The organism is Cupriavidus sp. FW305-F7 (assembly GCF_058782875.1).
Genome location: NZ_JBYSYC010000083.1, coordinates 1 through 16013 on the forward strand (window position 1 = coordinate 1; position 16013 = coordinate 16013).

At 61.2% G+C, this 16013-nt stretch carries 11 protein-coding genes and 5 pseudogenes; 11 read left to right on the top strand and 5 right to left on the bottom strand.

The window, feature by feature from the left end:
- Window positions 1-66: 66 nt before the first annotated feature.
- Window positions 67-360: pseudogene (locus AC3WL8_RS38440) on the top strand (IS3-like element ISAzo10 family transposase); the annotation flags it as partial.
- 688 nt (window positions 361-1048) lie between these two features.
- Here AC3WL8_RS38440 and AC3WL8_RS38445 read toward each other — a convergent pair.
- Entirely contained in the window at window positions 1049-1255 is a 207-nt protein-coding gene (locus AC3WL8_RS38445) for a DUF3330 domain-containing protein (RefSeq protein WP_153956249.1), read from the bottom strand.
- 202 nt (window positions 1256-1457) lie between these two features.
- Here AC3WL8_RS38445 and AC3WL8_RS38450 point away from each other — a divergent pair.
- From AC3WL8_RS38450 to AC3WL8_RS38460, 3 genes and pseudogenes are all read left to right on the top strand, one after another.
- A pseudogene (locus AC3WL8_RS38450) lies at window positions 1458-1661 on the top strand (alpha-hydroxy-acid oxidizing protein); the annotation flags it as partial.
- A gap of 557 nt (window positions 1662-2218) precedes the next feature.
- The gene (locus tag AC3WL8_RS38455; protein ID WP_492380126.1) at window positions 2219-2977 is read left to right on the top strand and encodes an FTR1 family iron permease; all 759 of its coding nucleotides are present in this window, start codon (window positions 2219-2221) and stop codon (window positions 2975-2977) included.
- 305 nt (window positions 2978-3282) lie between these two features.
- Window positions 3283-4473: an MFS transporter gene (locus AC3WL8_RS38460; RefSeq protein WP_492380127.1), complete on the top strand. Its 1191-nt coding sequence runs from the start codon at window positions 3283-3285 to the stop codon at window positions 4471-4473.
- A 632-nt stretch (window positions 4474-5105) separates the two neighbouring features.
- Here the strand turns inward: AC3WL8_RS38460 and AC3WL8_RS38465 are convergent.
- Window positions 5106-5275, bottom strand: a pseudogene (locus AC3WL8_RS38465) (carboxymuconolactone decarboxylase family protein); the annotation flags it as partial.
- A gap of 329 nt (window positions 5276-5604) precedes the next feature.
- On the opposite strand from AC3WL8_RS38465, the gene AC3WL8_RS38470 reads away from it, so the two are divergent.
- The 3 genes from AC3WL8_RS38470 (at window position 5605) to AC3WL8_RS38480 (ending at window position 9194) form a co-directional block, all read left to right on the top strand.
- Complete coding sequence (locus AC3WL8_RS38470; protein WP_492380128.1) at window positions 5605-5700, top strand: integrase core domain-containing protein; 96 nt, start codon at window positions 5605-5607, stop codon at window positions 5698-5700.
- A gap of 483 nt (window positions 5701-6183) precedes the next feature.
- Entirely contained in the window at window positions 6184-8235 is a 2052-nt protein-coding gene (locus AC3WL8_RS38475) for a S8 family serine peptidase (RefSeq protein WP_492380129.1), read from the top strand.
- 623 nt (window positions 8236-8858) lie between these two features.
- Entirely contained in the window at window positions 8859-9194 is a 336-nt protein-coding gene (locus AC3WL8_RS38480; protein WP_492380130.1) for a helix-turn-helix domain-containing protein, read from the top strand.
- Window positions 9195-9448: 254 nt separating this feature from the next.
- Here AC3WL8_RS38480 and AC3WL8_RS38485 read toward each other — a convergent pair whose 3' ends face one another.
- The 3 genes and pseudogenes from AC3WL8_RS38485 to AC3WL8_RS38495 form a co-directional block, all read right to left on the bottom strand.
- Window positions 9449-10387 (bottom strand): GSU2403 family nucleotidyltransferase fold protein, encoded by a 939-nt coding sequence (locus AC3WL8_RS38485; protein WP_492380131.1) that lies wholly within the window; start codon window positions 10385-10387, stop codon window positions 9449-9451.
- A 220-nt stretch (window positions 10388-10607) separates the two neighbouring features.
- Window positions 10608-10817: pseudogene (locus AC3WL8_RS38490) on the bottom strand (Tn3 family transposase); the annotation flags it as partial.
- A 119-nt stretch (window positions 10818-10936) separates the two neighbouring features.
- The gene (locus AC3WL8_RS38495; RefSeq protein WP_492380132.1) at window positions 10937-11956 is read right to left on the bottom strand and encodes an AraC family transcriptional regulator; all 1020 of its coding nucleotides are present in this window, start codon (window positions 11954-11956) and stop codon (window positions 10937-10939) included.
- A 99-nt stretch (window positions 11957-12055) separates the two neighbouring features.
- Between AC3WL8_RS38495 and AC3WL8_RS38500 the strand changes: the two genes are divergently transcribed.
- From AC3WL8_RS38500 to AC3WL8_RS38515, 4 genes and pseudogenes are all read left to right on the top strand, one after another.
- Window positions 12056-13585, top strand: coding sequence for a flavin-containing monooxygenase (locus tag AC3WL8_RS38500; protein WP_492380133.1), 1530 nt, complete (start codon window positions 12056-12058; stop codon window positions 13583-13585).
- Window positions 13586-13615: 30 nt separating this feature from the next.
- Window positions 13616-14527, top strand: a complete 912-nt coding sequence (locus tag AC3WL8_RS38505) for an alpha/beta hydrolase (protein ID WP_492380134.1) — start codon at window positions 13616-13618, stop codon at window positions 14525-14527.
- A 28-nt stretch (window positions 14528-14555) separates the two neighbouring features.
- On the top strand, window positions 14556-15371 hold the full coding sequence (locus AC3WL8_RS38510; protein ID WP_492380135.1) for an SDR family NAD(P)-dependent oxidoreductase: 816 nt from the start codon (window positions 14556-14558) through the stop codon (window positions 15369-15371).
- 458 nt (window positions 15372-15829) lie between these two features.
- Window positions 15830-16013, top strand: a pseudogene (locus AC3WL8_RS38515) (IS5/IS1182 family transposase); the annotation flags it as partial.

Genomic DNA, 16013 nt, shown 5'->3' on the forward strand with positions numbered 1-16013 from the left:
GCGTTGAGAGGCGCAAGTCCGGTTCGGAGAGGAGAGGCAGGGAAATAGTCCGACTACGCCCTGTCTCTTACTCTACTGCCGGCCGAGGTCGCCGGGCGCTGGTTTTATCTGTACCTGATCCTGGACGTCTACAACCGCAAGATCGTGGGCTTCGAGGTCCACGATCGCGACGACGCCGACCACGCGGCGCATCTGGTCAAACGCACGGCGCTGGCCGAGGGTATTCGCGCCATGGCGGCCAAGCCGGTGCTGCATGGTGACAACGGCGTCACGCTCAAGGCCACTACGGTGCCGTCGATGTCTTTGCGCCGCGCTTCGGCACGCCACTATATTGGGACGGTCCCGACGGCACACCGGCCATGTCGGCGAATTTCTAGCCCGGTGTCACTTGAGCTTACACAAGTCAGTTGCAATCAGGGGCTCCGCCCGCGCGCAAATCGCCAGTACTGGGAGTGGGCCGCCGACCCTCAGCGGCCGCGTGCGCGGCCAGGCCATGACCCCGGCGACGCGAAGGAGCACAGATCGGCATGCCTACCTATGAAGAAGGACGCTTGGCGGCCATCGCAGTCAGGCTGGCGCTGTCCTCGGGACTTCCCCCTGCGAACGCGAAAGCCGCACTGGATCTGGCAAGCAGGATTGACAGCGGTGCCTGCTCAAAGCAAGGAGCTTTGTGTATCGTCTGTGGCCCGCGAGCCTCTCGGCGGCACGCGGAATCGGGAAGTATCCACCAGTTCCAAGCGGTTATAGCGAGAGCCGACCTGGTTGGCGGTCTTCGTTGTCAAGGGAAGCAGTTGAGTTCGTTGAGCAATTCGCGTTGGCCTCGGAGTTACGACCCCAAGGCTTTTAACGCTCCGGAGGAACACTGCATGGTGCAGGTCAGGGTCGCGGTTTTGAATGGGGAACTCTCACCCGACCGCGTCTCGGCGCTCGAGAACGCCGCCTCGCGTCACAGCAAATGCATCGGGCCAGCATCGCCAAACCGGCACCACTATTCCGCATGGTCTAGTATGGGGCTCACGTCAGCGTCCGGAAGTCGCCTTGAGCCTTCTCACGCCGGCGGATCGACGGGAGGCGGTGCAGTCTCCCCCTGCGCGACTGTCTCTCGTAACTGACGGCGCCACTGCGCATAGCATTCCAAACCACAGAAGTAGGCGACGTAGTCGCATGCCTCGGGGACGATCGCCTCGGACTTCGGTACTTCCTTCATGCAGACTTCGCAAGGGACGAGTTTTATGGGTGGGTCAGGCTGGGTCATGGTGCAACTCCCGGCACCGCGGCGGCGATTCTTCGCACAGTAGCGGCGCAAAGACGTCGACCGCCAGATGGCCGGTCAACGGATCGTAGTTGGGCGAGAACATGGAAGCACGTGTGTTCCATCTCAAGCATCGTCTCTTGCCGAGCGCTGTGGTTGATATGGATCAAGGCAAGGTCAGTGCGAACTATCGAGGGAGGGGCCGCTCTGGGGCAGCAAGCTGACCCCGAAAGACGTCCTCGATGGCGCACGCCTTGGGGCCGATTTGGGCACTGATGCCCTGGTCGTCTCCAACCATGGCAGGCGTCAGCTCGACGGCGCGCCATCGTGATTGCGGCGCTCCCGGCGATCGCCGAAGCGATGGGCCAGCTTCCAGGTCAGGATGGACAGAGGCATACAGAAGGGAGAGCGAAGCTGAGGCCTCCTGAATGCCAGTCAAAACGCAATTACTCATGAGTCGGGGCATTCGCAGGCCGCGTCCGAGGCTCTAGGATCCAGCAACAATGCAATTAATCGCCATGACTTGGTGCTCACACCGGCAGAGTAGGCGAAGCGCCATCTAGACGGCCGACACCGCCGTGTTCGGGCGGGATCGCGCGAGTTGAGTCGTATAGCAATGGTTTGCATAATTTCCTGAACTTTTCCTACCGACCATGGTGGCCGGCAAGGAGAAGATAATGGCGCAATCTGAACTGGCGCGCGGCAAGGAGGGCCCCGCGACGCTTGTGCTGAGAATCGGCGGACGGTAAGCGTTCCCGAGCGCTGAATCCCGTGTCGCCCCCGTTATGTGTGTGCGGTCACCTTGGCCAATGCGGCGGGGGGAGGCTTTGGGTTTCGTCTTCCATCAGCGCCTTGCAGACAATTCCATCTGTTACCCAATGTCGCACACGCCTTTCGACATATTTCGCAAACGCGTCCTAGAATAGTTATCATTCGTATTTGCATAATTGGACGTGCGAGGATGTGATGTTCTCAATGCTCCTGGTGACGTTTCGTGAGGGCGTGGAGGCATTTCTCATTGCCGCCATTACGCTCGCGTTCCTTCATAAGGCAGGGCGCCAGCACTTGGTCAGTGCGGCGAGGGCTGGCATTTTCGCCGCCTTACTAATCTCTGCGGTGCTCGGTCTAGTGCTGTTCCGCATGGGTGGGATGAGTCCCGTCGCCGAAGCTTGGCTGGCACTGCTGGCCGGTATCCTGGTGGTCTCCTGCACCTGGCACATGCTCAAGCATGGCAAGGCGATAGCCGGCGAGATTCGCAACCGGCTCTCCAGTGTCCCCGATGAGAAGACGGTTGGGCCGTGGCTGGCCGTGTTTGCCTTCATGCTGCTGATGGTCGGGCGCGAAGGCATCGAGGCCGCGACCATGATTGCCTCCCTTTCCGCCGGTGCGGCAACTGGTTACCTGGCCTTGGGCGGTGCGCTCGGCGTGACTTGCGCCGGCGCACTGGCATGGACATGGACCAAGTACGGGCGGAGGGTCAATTTGTCGCTGTTCTTCCAGGTTACGGCCATCTTCATGGTGCTGTTCTGCATTCAGTTGGCCATTTACGCAATTCACGAGTTTTCGGAAGCTGGTGCGCTACCGTTAGTTGACAACGAATATTGGCATGAAGTGACCGAGCCTTTCGGCCCAGAGGGTGTGTACGGCACTTGGCTCAGCTATGGCCTCGTACTGGCTCCCCTCGCTTTTCTCGCCTTCGCAAGGTTGACCGGTCGGAAAAAGTAAGCACCCGCCGAAAGGGCTTGAGGCTGCATTACGCCTCCAAGGGGCAGAATCACCTGTCCAGAGCTCGCCGTGCTGAATATATTGAGCTGCGTTGGTGTCGAGCGCTTACGGCATCTACTATTTCAGAGGTGAAGGACTTCGGTCGCCATCGGGATGGGGCAATGGACCGTCGATGTGATATTGGTCTGGAAGCCACTTGCTCTAGGGCCTGGACGGCTGCCTGGGTATTGAGCGCCCACCGAAGGCCTAATGAAGAACTGATGCCGAGCGTCAACGGGCATCAACAATGAACAGAAACCGCGGCAATGACTGCTCTCACCAGTGCGCTGCGCAAGCTTCCCACCAGCATTTGGATGCTGGGCTTCGTGAGTCTGTTGATGGATGTGTCTTCGGAAATCATCCATAGCCTGCTGCCCGTCTTCATGGTCACCACGCTGGGAGCCAGCGCACTGGCGGTCGGATTGATAGAAGGTGTGGCGGAGGCAACCGCCCTGATTGTGAAAGTCTTTTCCGGCATCCTGAGTGATTATTTGGGGAAGCGTAAGGGCCTGGCCGTAGTTGGCTATGCGCTGGCAGCATTGTCGAAACCGCTCTTTGCAACGGCCACCGGAGTCGGCACTGTATTTGGAGCGCGCATTGCCGACCGCATTGGCAAAGGCATTCGTGGTGCACCGCGTGATGCGCTTGTTGCCGATATTGCACCACGTCATCTTCGTGGTGCCGCCTTTGGCCTTCGGCAGTCACTGGATACAGTAGGCGCGTTCTTGGGGCCCTTGATTGCAATTGGCCTGATGTACCTCTGGGCGGACGATTTCCGGGCCGTCTTTTGGGTTGCGGTCTTCCCGGGTATTCTGTCGGTCGTGTTGCTCATGTTCGGGGTGCAAGAGCCAGAGTTGCACGAATCCGCAAAGCGGGTGAACCCCATGCGACGGAAGAATCTCGCGCGGTTGAGTCTTGCCTACTGGAGTGTGGTTGCCGTCGGTGCGGTATTCACGTTGGCACGGTTCAGCGAAGCATTCTTGGTGTTGCGGGCTCAGCAAGCGGGCCTTCGCCTTTTTTTGACTCCGCTGGTCCTGGTCGCGATGAACGTGGTGTATGCCGTCTCGGCCTATCCATTTGGGAAACTGGCAGATGAATACAGCCATGTAAAGCTTCTGGCGTGGGGGCTGGTTGTGCTGATTGCAGCCGATGTCGTACTTGCGATTGGCACGCACTGGTCGGTCGCGCTCTGCGGAGTTATGCTCTGGGGCCTGCATATGGGAATGACACAGGGGCTTCTGGCGACTATGGTGGCGAATGCTGCGCCGGCAGACCTCAGGGGTACGGCGTTTGGGGTCTTCAACCTTGCAAGTGGCCTGGCACTCCTGGTAGCTAGCACGCTCGCTGGTTGGTTGTGGGACAGGTTCGGGGCCGCCTTTACGTTCTATGGTGGAGCAGTGTTCAGTAGTGTGACTATCTGCCTGATTTTCGCCGCGCAATTCGCCCAGCGACGGTGAAGGTATTCTGGCCCCGTCAGTCGTGGGAATGGCCGCTATGATGGTGCGCGTGGCCTTCTATCGCGTCTTCGCCGTGGTCGGAGAGTTGCGCATCGAACCAAGCATGAAGGGCAGACACAAGGCTGGGCTCAGTCGTACGAAAAGATAGCTCACCGCCCCTTGCGATGTCCATGTATGTAATGGAGATTTGGCCTGGCTTCGCTGCCTTGAGTTGGACAATGCCCTGCATCTCATCGCCGTGTATGTGCGAAGGGCCTGAGAAATCGCCTGCCTGGAACTGCTTCTGGATGAGCTGTAGGTGTTCTCGTACCAACCGAACCTGCGCGGCATCCGATGCATCCCTTGCTACGACGCGCTGAGTACCGCCGTCCACTGTCTTGGTGAAAATGTGGGTCGTGGCTTTGAGACTGAACGGCATCACTTCTACGCCCAGCCTGGCCACTTCCGCCTGGCGTTTGTTATCAGCAGGTTGTGCGTGTCGCTTTCTGGCGATAGCAACGCCATGGTGGCACCGCCAACGTTCCCCAAGAACTTAGATTGTGGCGGGCGCCATAGGTCAGACAGTATCGCCGAAGTTCTCAACTGCCACAGTGTCTATGTTCGTCGGTCGACGGATGTGGTCGACATTTGCTTCAGGACGAAAACTCCTCAAAGGCCGCGAGCGCGTGCGTGGCGTACATCATTGATGGTCCGCCCCCATATACACGGCCGTTCTGAGCACTCCCACCGATTCGGCACGCGTGGTCCCCAGTTTGACCAGAGCCTGGATGTGAAAGCCGATGCAGTCATCGCAGCGGCACGCATCCCACTCATGAAACCTCCTTTATCCTGGGGCTTGCGATGGCCGCGCCGGCCGTGCGTGCCCATCACGATGAGATCTGCGCTCCAGCTGCAGGCTTCGTCGACGATCGTATCCGAGATCCGGCTTGGAGAGACTGGCCGCTTGACCAGCCGGCAGGCGCACCGTACGTCCTCTGCCTCAAATCGTCGGGCTGCGATGGACGACAGAGTTTGAGTGCCTACGGTCTTCACACAGCCGCCCACGCGTGAGCAATGACAACGCCTACGCCGAAGCGCTGTTCCGTACGGCCAAGTACTGTCCGCTGTGGCCTGATCGGCCGTTCGATACCCTTGCAGCAAGCGCGCGACTGGGTGCATCGGTTCGTGCGCTGGTACAACGAAGAGCACCGCCACAGCGGCCTGAAGTACGTCACGCCGATCCAGTGACACCGCGGACAAGCGCCGCGCCTGCTGGCGCAACGTACGGCGTTGTACCAGGCGGCACGTGCGCGCCATCCACAGCGTTGGTCGGCGGGAATCCGGGATTGGGACTTGGCGCAGGTGGTCTACCTGAACCCGGAGCGAACCGCGGAGCCCACGTACCGGCAAGCAGCATAGCGGCGGACGCGACAACTACCTTGACACACGCCGGATCGAAGGAAAAAGTGCCATTTCGCACACAGTCCGCCTGAAATTTGCCACTTCGCAACCTAGGCTTCGAGAACATGGGATAACTTCTTAATAAGCCCCGGGGCAAGGTCAGGTGGTGAGGCGTGACAAGTGACTGGAATATCGGGTTGAAATATCGGCGTGACCCTTCCGCAAGCCGCAACGAGTTTCGCGTTGTAAACGCTGGGTGGGGACGTTGACTTTCGCCGTCGGCATCCACGCTGCCCGAATTGCGTCAAACAAGAAGGGGGAGAATCCCAAATGCGCCATTTCGCTGTACTGGGTTGTCTGGCGGCTGTCGCCTTGTCCATTCCGGCCGCGCCGCTACCCGACTCAAACCGGCCGGCACCCGGCACGGAGGCAGCGCGTTCGGTCCGCCTCGTCGACCGTGACGGCGACCGGATCTCCGATGACCTGCAGGCGCAGATCGCGGCGGCACGGCCCGGTGACCTCGTCCGGGTCGTCGTCACGTTCAGCGGTCCGGGCACTGCGGCCACGGCGCGGCAGGCAGTCGGTGCTTTCACTCTGCATAGCGAATTCAGGATCATCCGCGGTTTCTCCGCCACCATGACGACCGCCCAGGTGAGGGCGCTGGCGCAGCAGCCTGGCGTGCGGCGGATCGAGGAGGACTTCACCGTTTCGACCAAGCTCAACGCCGCCCGCGCCGACTTCGGAACCGACGCGGCACGCGCCAGCTTCGGGGTGGACGGCGCCGGCATCAAGGGTTGCATCATCGACACGGGCGTCGATCCGAACCACGAGCAGCTGGATGCGCGACCGATCCCGTTCTTTGATGCCATCAATGGACGGGGTAGCGCATATGACGACCACGGCCACGGCACCCACGTCGCGTCGATCGCCTTTGGCGACGGCACGGGCAGTTCGGGCGCCGCCACCTACAAGGGCGTGGCGCCCGGCGCAGCGATCTACGCGGCCAAGGTGCTCGACCAGTCCGGCTCCGGACTCGAGAGCCAGGTCATCGCTGGCATCGACTGGTGCATGTCCCAGGGCGTGAGGATCATTTCCATGAGCCTGGGCTCCGGCGCGCCGTCAGACGGACAGGACGCCCTGAGCCAGGCCGCCGATGCAGCGGTGAGCAGCGGTGCCGTCGTGGTGGTGGCGGCCGGCAATTCGGGCGACGAGCCAGGCACGGTCGGCTCGCCCGGGGCCGCGGCGCAAGCCATCACCGTGGCAGCATGCGCGGAGTGGTCCGCTCCCGCCGGCGCGCCCAACCATTCGGACGGCATCTACGTGACGCCGTTTTCGAGCAGGGGACCGACGCTGGACAACCGTGTCAAGCCGGACATCTGCGCACCCGGACTGACCATCACGGCTGCAAAGGCCGGCACGGTCAGCGCCTATGTCACCTACAGTGGCACCTCCATGGCCACGCCGTTCGTCTCCGGCACCGTCGCCCTGGCTCTACAGGCGAATCCGCTCCTGTCGCCAGCGGACCTGCGGCAGAAGCTCGAAGCCACGGCGCAGGACCGTGGCCCGGCCGGCAAGGACAATGATATCGGCGCCGGGCTCCTCGACGGCTACGCGCTGGTGGCCAGCGCCAAGGGGGGCAGCTACCAGCCGACCGTCTTTCCGACGTATCGCAGGGTCACCGCCAGCGTGGCGAATCATGGTCTGTGGAGCTATACGTTCTCCATCGCCCAGGCCGACCTCGGTGTTCCCATCGGTGCCACGGTCACCATCAACGGCCAGGCGAAATGCATCCTGCCGCTGTTGGGCAGCTGCCTCGCTGCGCAGTGGGAGCCCGATCTCGACGCCAGGCTGCTGGACCCCAATGGCGTCGTGCTGTCCGAGAGCCTGTGCATGGCCGGAGTCGAATGCGGTGGAATCGGCCGTCAGGAAACAATGCACGCACTGCCCACCGTGGCCGGGACGTACACCATCGAGGTGTCCCCGTCCGAGGACAGCGTGAACCTGGGCAAGGGCGGCAGCTTCGCCCTGGACCTGTCGACCGGCCCTCGAACCGGCATCGCGAGCCTGCCCGTCGCGCATGTGGGCGGCCTGAGCGCCAGCAGCACCGCAAACAAGACGGGATGGACCACCACCGTCACGGTCACGGTGCACGATGCCAGTCACAACCTGGTGCCGAACGCAACCGTGAGCGGAACCTGGAGCGGCGGCTACAGCGGGAGTTCGGCCTGCACCACGGGTGCCGGCGGACAGTGCATGGTCACGAGCGGAACGATCGCCAAGCGAAAGAACAGCGTAACCTTTACCGTGACCAATATCACCGGCACGCTTACCTATCAGGCCAGTAGCAACGACGTGACAAGCGTTACGGCGACAAAACCGTGATGCCTTTGGCTCGCGCTCGCAGCGCGAACCGGGTACGGGGCCGTCAGCGAAAAAAGGCCGGCTGCGAGCAGCCGGCCTGCGCTGGCGTCTAATGGATTAAGTCCTGAGACCCGCATGGTGCTTGATTTCTGTTTTCGGAAAAAGATTTTGTTCCCCTATTTATTCACCCGCTTTGCCTTTGCAGCGAGCACCTCGCCATTAACGCGCGGACAGCAGGCGCGCAAGCTGAGAGCGTTATGCAAAGCGAGCCGCAGTGCCATTGCTCGGGCACGCGGACAATGGCCAACCAGGACATGCTATGTCGGGCGAAGGCCTCCCGGAGTCGGCTTGCAGGAGCAGGCTCCAATCCACCCGGTGCTGCAACGCCCCACCGGCACGTTGTTGCGCACCACGGACGCATGATGGATGCCCCTCGGCAGTGACAGTCGCATGAATGATGAGCGCGGGTCGCACGAATGATGATCTTTGACACCACAGGTACGTTGTTTCGCAGTGAATAAAAACGCAATTAACCACCAGAATACGACCTACAACAAGCAATGACGGCTTTCAAAGGGAGGGGCCATCGACGTGATGGTGTCACCTCTGTATAATTTCACTTTCGTGAAAGTTATTCCACATCTATGCCGAGGCCGCTTCCTGATCCAACTCCGCCATCACGCGCGACAATCCGAAGCATTGACCAGCTTGGTGACCGGATACGGGCAACGCGGGCAGCGGTAGGCATGCCCATTGACCAGGCTGCCAATTATTGCGGGGTTTCCGTCGGCATGTTGTCCAAGCTGGAGAACGGCAAGGGCGTCAATCTGGAGCACGCGCTGCGCGTGATGGAAGGACTGGGTTTGACGATGCTCGTCGTGCCCAAGACACATGCATCGTTGCTCGAACAGGCGGCGGCCCATGCGGCCGAGATGGACAAGAATGCAGCGAGGGAACTGCAAGTCCAGCTTGAAGGGTAGGCTGCAACAGTATGCGTACCCTCCGCGGAGGTGGCGACCGCTGATTCGCTATTGGCCTAGCTGTTGGGTCGTGTCAGTGGCCTGTGCTTTGGCCAACCCGGCTCGAAGATGACCAGCGCGTCATGCACGCCGGCGGGCGACCGCGTCGCCATAAACGGGCACCAATCCGGATGGCTGCAGCCGTAGATCACTCTCCATGAGAATCGCGGTGGCCGGTGCAGCCCGTTCAAACCCATCAGGCCACGCGCGGCTTGCTAAACACCGAGCCGGAAGCGGTTGGCCAGCGCTTCCACGATCGATGCCTGCAGTTTGTCGCGAGAAATCTTGAGCGGATCGCGATCTGCGGTCGACGCCATCCAGCGCTTGAAGTCGACGAACGCGGCTGGACTGATTGTCGTCATCCGCGCCATCCTTCCGGTCACGGAAACGATGGGCGCAGAGAATGAAGGCGCCCCCAACAGGGCATTTGCGCGTCGCGCCTGGACTGCCCAGAGGTCGTCTTCGTCATCGGTCAGCTGGAGCGGATGAGGGTCAAGATCGGCGGCCTCGCGACGCAGGATGTCCACCTCGAAGCCCTTTGCGTTCACTGCCGTGAAAAGTTGATCGTCCCGAATCTCGAATGTGCTATCTACCTTGCGTAGAACATCCAGCATGGAGAGATCCAGGCTCTTCATTCGGGAAGCAAACTGAAGGCGCTTGCGCGTATCCCAAAGAAGATCGACGTCGCGAGTTGCGAGGGCGCGTTCCTGCAGGCGAACCCCGGCCGCGGCTTCATACGCATAGAGTGCGTGAGTCCCGATGACGATGAAATGCTCGTCGATATTGAGCCGTGTCATCACCTGAAGAATAGCCACGAGGATGTCCGGAGCCCGGCCAACGCGGATCGCTCGGTTCAGCCGCCGGTGCCGGTCGAGCTCGTCTGCGAGCGTCTTGAGCCGGGCCTCGGCGGCTTCCTTACGCGCGTTGAACCGCGAGTACATGTCCTCGGTCGTTTCCGAACGCACCCCGAGGCTCTTCTGTTTGTTGTCCACGCCGGTCCGAATCAGGTACTCGCGGCCCTTCGTGGTTCGCCAGAGCATGCCGCCGCGAACCTCTGCGGCCTTGGCACGCGCAGATTCCCACGCTTCGAACACCGCCTTGGCGTCGATATACTGTCGCAGCGCATCCTCATCCAACTCGATCCACGGATCCATGAGTTTCAGTATAAAACAGCAACATGCAAATTTTATACTGAAACTCGTATATGTGGGCCATACCGGCCCGAGCGTCTCTGGCGGGCCGAAACCACTCGACGAAGCGCGTCGGCTACAGCTGGCGAGGAAACCTCGCAGATGGTGTCTGCGCAATCTAGTCGGCCGACGCACTCTGATAGAGGGTTGGCCGGGGAAAAGCAGAAAATCCGCCACATCTCTGCTAAGCCGATGATTTGAATAGAAAATCGATCGTTGGGTCGAGCGGCGGCGCACGCCTCGGCAGGTCCAGCAGGTAGTCCCCGAGCCGGTTGATGCGCTCCCGCCGGTGAGGCGACAGGGCCTTGAGCGCGTCGGCATCGACGGGATGTCCATGTTCCTGCAGTTCCTTGAGTTCGCGCGACATCCACTGGACGTCGTAGAGGACGACCAAAGGCATGTTCTATCGACTCACTCTACTGCCATCCTGCACACATGGCCGTAGAAATCACGAGTCGGCTATCCTTGCATGCCCCCATCCTGCGATAGCCGACCCGCGCAGCGAATCACCCATCAAACTGGGGCGCGTTTCTGCTTGCGCAATGTCGAAGGGGCAACGCCATACCACTGACGGCAAGCCCGCGACAATGCAGATTGGGCGGGAAGGCCCAGAAGCATGGTGATCTGGCCGAGAGGCAGATTGGTTTCGGACAGATAGCGCATCGCTAATTCCTTGCGCACGTCGTCCCTTATGGCCTCGAAACTGGTTGCCTCAGCGGCAAGGCGGCGTTGCATAGTGCGCGGGTGTATGGCCAGCAGATTGGCCACGCTGGCTTTGCTATGGCTCGACGTGCCCAGCGTCTGGCGCAGCACCTGCCGGACACGATCCGAAACACTGCCTTGCTCGCTGCCGAAATTGCGGAAGATGTAATCCTCCGCGATCCGCCGCAGCGTCGCGTTGACACCCAGCAGGTCGGCCGCAAGCGTACTGCGGCTGAGATGCAGACTGGCCCTCGGCTGCTCCACCAGTACCCTGGCGCCAAAGAAGCGCTCGTATGTGCCGAGCGATGCAATCGGCGTGTGAGGAATGGACACTGCGCTAAGCGAGTAGCGGTCGCCGGCGAGTAGCCGGGTGAAATTGTGGATATCCGCCAGGCACAGGTCAATGGCTTGCCGCTGAACCGGCTGCCGCGAGAGCCGGATCTCGATCGAAACCTCGGCCGCATTCTTCGCAATCTCGCTGTGCTCGTGGATTGTGTAGACCAGGCCCGGGCTATGCACGAACATATGGCGCTCCGCGAAATCCATTGCCGCGCGGATCGTCGGTGCATTCTGCAACGCAATGCTCAAGGGCCCTAGAACGTCAATGCTCTGGTGCCCGGACAAGCGCAGTCCGAAGTCACCGGCCCTGGTCTGTTCCGCGCTGGCCTCCAGAAGATGCACCACGGCACGCAGGGAAATCAAGGCGTCGTTGCTATCGAGCGCCCCTTCGCCAATGTGATAGCGCTGCAGCAACGGCGCGGGGTCGCAACCCATGGCGCGCATTAGCGCTGAGTAGCCACGCAGTCCACTTGCTCTCACCAAGGTATCCATGGCTCGTAACGTAAATTAACTGTCTCGTAATGTCAATAATTGTTTGGCACTACGCGCTACAGTTTCCTGACGACAAGGCAAGACATCAGGAGATGCTGCGTGAAGGCCAATTACGACGTATTGATCATCGGCGCCGGACTATCGGGTATCGGTATGGCATGCCACCTCGCTGAGGCATGTCCGGACAAGCGCATCGGTATCCTGGAGCGGCGCAGTGTCATCGGCGGCACATGGGACTTGTTCCGGTATCCGGGCATCCGGTCGGATTCGGACATGTTCAGCTTCGGCTACAAATTCCGTCCCTGGCACGAGTTGAAAGTCCTCGCCGACGGGCCGTCGATCCGACGCTACATTGTCGATACTGCACGCGAATACGGCGTCGACAAACACATCCAGTTCGGGCTCAAGATCCTGCGCGCATCGTGGTCGAGCGAGGATCGGTGCTGGACCGTCACCGCGCATAACGAAGGGAGCCACGAAACCTGTATCCTCACTTGCAAGTTCCTGATTCCCTGCACCGGCTACTACAACTACGACCACGGGCACCGGCCCGATTTTGCGGGCCTTGAGCGTTACCGGGGCATCTGCGTCCATCCGCAACACTGGCCTGAAGGCCTCGACTATCGCGGCAAACGTGTCATCGTGATCGGCAGTGGCGCGACGGCGGTGACGCTGGTGCCGGCCATGGCCGGCAAGGCATCCCACGTCACGCTGCTGCAGCGCTCGCCCAGCTACGTCTTCTCGGTGCCGGGGTACGACAAGATCTCCGCTGTCCTTCAGAAGGTGCTGCCGGCACGCTGGGTCTATGGCTTAGCACGATGGCGCAATATCCGCTTGCAGCGCTTCCTCTACAAGGCCGCAAAACGGCGGCCGCAGCGCGTCCGCTCGTGGCTGCTGTCGCATGTTGAACAACAACTCGGCCACGGCGCCGACATGCGGCACTTTTCGCCCAGGTACAACCCGTGGGACGAACGGTTGTGTGCCGTGCCTGACGGCGATCTCTTCAAGGTCATCCGCGAAGGCAAGGCCTCGGTGGTGACGGACCACATCGAGACCTTTACCGAAACCGGCATCCGCCTGAAATCGGGCAAGAGCCTCGACGCTGACATCATCATCACGGCCACCGGGCTTCAGCTCCAGTCACTGGGTGGCATGGAGGTACAGGTAGACGGGCAGCCGCGCCACCCCAGCAGCCTCATGACCTACAAGAGCGTGCTGATGCAGGACGTGCCGAACCTGGCCAACCTGTTTGGCTATACCAATGCACCCTGGACCTTGAAGGTCGACCTGGCGGCCAATTACATCTGCCGCTTGCTCAACCACATGGACCGCCACGGCTACGATGTCGTCACGCCACGCGCCCCTGCCGGGGAAATGCTGGACGAAACGGTCATGGATTCCCTGCAGTCTGGTTACGTGCAACGCGGCCGGAGCGCCGTGCCCCGCCAGGGCCGTACGCTTCCCTGGCGCGTTCTCCACAATTTCGAGACCGACCGCGCGATGTTGACGAAGCACCCAATCAGCGATGCAGCGCTGGAGTTCGTCCGTGCCGCGACCACCGCAACTGTGACTCGCAGCCGGCCAGGCCGTGACCTTGTGGCAGCCAGCATGGACGAAACGGCTGTGTGAGTTCAGCCGCCTTCCGCATTGGAGCCTTGCATGGTCAGCATTGATTCTTCCTTCCAAAGCCACGGTGAGCGTTGCGCAGCCACACTGATGCTGCCGAACCAGGGCACCCGCCCGCCCGTCATCATCATGGCGCACGGATTCGGCGCCATTCGTGCCGCCGGCCTGCCTGCATTTGCCGAGCGGTTCGTGGCCGAAGGCTATGCCGCATATCTCTTTGATTACCGAAACTTCGGCGACAGCGATGGACAGCCACGGCACTGGGTCAGCCCGCGTCGCCATCTGCAGGACTGGGCCGCCGCCATCGCGCATGTGTGCTCACTGCCAGAGGTTGATGCCGATCGCATGGTGTTGTGGGGGACGTCGTTCTCAGGCGGGCACGTCATCCAGACTGCCGCTGCTGACCATCGGGTTCGAGCGGTCATCGCCCAAGTCCCGCATGTCAGCGGGCTGGCCAGTATGGGGCAGGTCCCCGTTGGGCTCTCCCTGCGCATGGTGCTTGCGGCCATGCGCGACCTGTGCGGCGGCGCCATTCGGCGCCCGCACTACAGCCCGATCTTCGGCCGTCCAGGCGATACGGCTGCCCTGACCGGCGACAACGCCTGGCATGGTTACGCAAGGCTGCTGCCTGCGGGAACGGCATGGGAGAACAAGGTACTGTCGCGCATCTTCCTGGAGGTGCCGCTCTACAGCCCGATCCGGCACGCGCACAAGGTTGCCGCGCCCACGTTGATCGTGGCCGGGACCAACGACACGATTACGCCGGCCAGTGCGGCGCGACAGGCGTCTAGGCGCATACCGAACTGCGAATTCCATCTTGTGGAAGGCAACCACTTTGAACTGCATTTGCCCGATGAGCCGGCCTTCGCAAGCAGTATTGCGGTTCAGTTGGCCTTTCTTGACAGGCACGTCGGCGTCACCGAGACAACTGGGCGGTCCGCGTGACTTCGCGCCAACTGAAGGAATCGAGACCATGAAACTGAACGACCGCGTTGCCGTATTGACGGGAGCAGGTAGCGGTATCGGGCGCGCGCTTGCGCTGTCACTGGCACGTCGAGGTTGCCATTTGGCGATGGCCGATATCGATGAGCACGGCTTAAGCGAGACAGCGCGGATGGCCGGCAAGTTGGGTGTACGCACCAGCCAGCATGTGCTCGACGTCGCCAGCCGCTCCGCTGTAGCTGCCTTGCCTCATGCGGTGGTGCAAGCGCACGACCATGTCGACTTGATCATCAACAATGCAGGCGTGGCACTCGGTGGCAACTTTGAGGAGGTCAGCGAAGCTGATTTCGACTGGGTGATGGCCGTCAACTTCGAGGGCGTGGTGAGGATGACACGCGCCTTTCTGCCCATGCTGCGAGAGCGCCAGCAGGCGCGCATCGTCAATATTTCCAGCCTGTTTGGTCTGATCGCACCCCCCGGCCATGCTGCCTACTGCGCCAGCAAGTTCGCGGTGCGCGGGTTCTCCAATGCATTGCGCCACGAACTGGCAAGGACCAAAGTAGGCATTACGCTCGTACATCCGGGAGGTGTCGCCACATCTATCGCTCGTAATGCACGCACACCCGACAACCTGCCCGAAGAGGAAGTGCGGCAGGGTCGTGCCGATTTCGAGAAGCTGCTGCGCATGCCCCCGCAGAAGGCGGCCGAGATCATCGTGCGGGCAGTGGAAATCGACCGTGAACGCGTGCTGGTGGGCCGTGACGCCGTCATCTCTTCCTGGCTGGAGCGTCTTATGCCGACGAGCTATTGGCGGCTGATCGGAGGAGCGGTACCCTCGCCGAACTAACTGGACGTCAATTGCCGATTATCTCGCCGGTGGATCAACCTTGCACACCGGCATGCCTTGGTTCAAGGCGCTGGGCGGCTTTACCACCGCGCCGCGCGGGCTGGGGAGTCGTCCTGTGGGCGCTGGTTCTCGACATTGGATTAGGCCGGGCTACTGCGGGCTGCGTGGCCTGAGCATAGCCGTGGGATCAGGAGGGTTGGCGGCCGGGATTCCCCAATATGAAGCTTCAGATATAGCAGAGGGATTTTGGGTTAGCGGTCGCGGCTTCGGAGGGGAACCAGGTCGAATGATGTCAGCCTGCGATTGATAAACCAAAAGAACCTTTTGCTTTATGTTATGCGCAGGCGTTGTTGCATAAATCGGGGGGGGTTGGGCTGACGTTTACGCGCAACGGCTGGAACGCTGGCTCTGTTAACTTCTGACGATGCGGCGTAGTGTCTTGGACTTTTTCCGGGACGATGCGCAAGGACAACCGACAGCAAGCCGAGCCCAAGGGGGTCTACCGCGTCAAGAACTGGGCGCAGTACAACAAGGGGCTGATAGCCCGAGGAGACGTGACGATGTGGGTCGAAGAGAGCTTGCTCGTGCCACCGGCTAAAGCCCAGTCACCCAAACCTGGCCACCCGTTTGTCTATACGGATG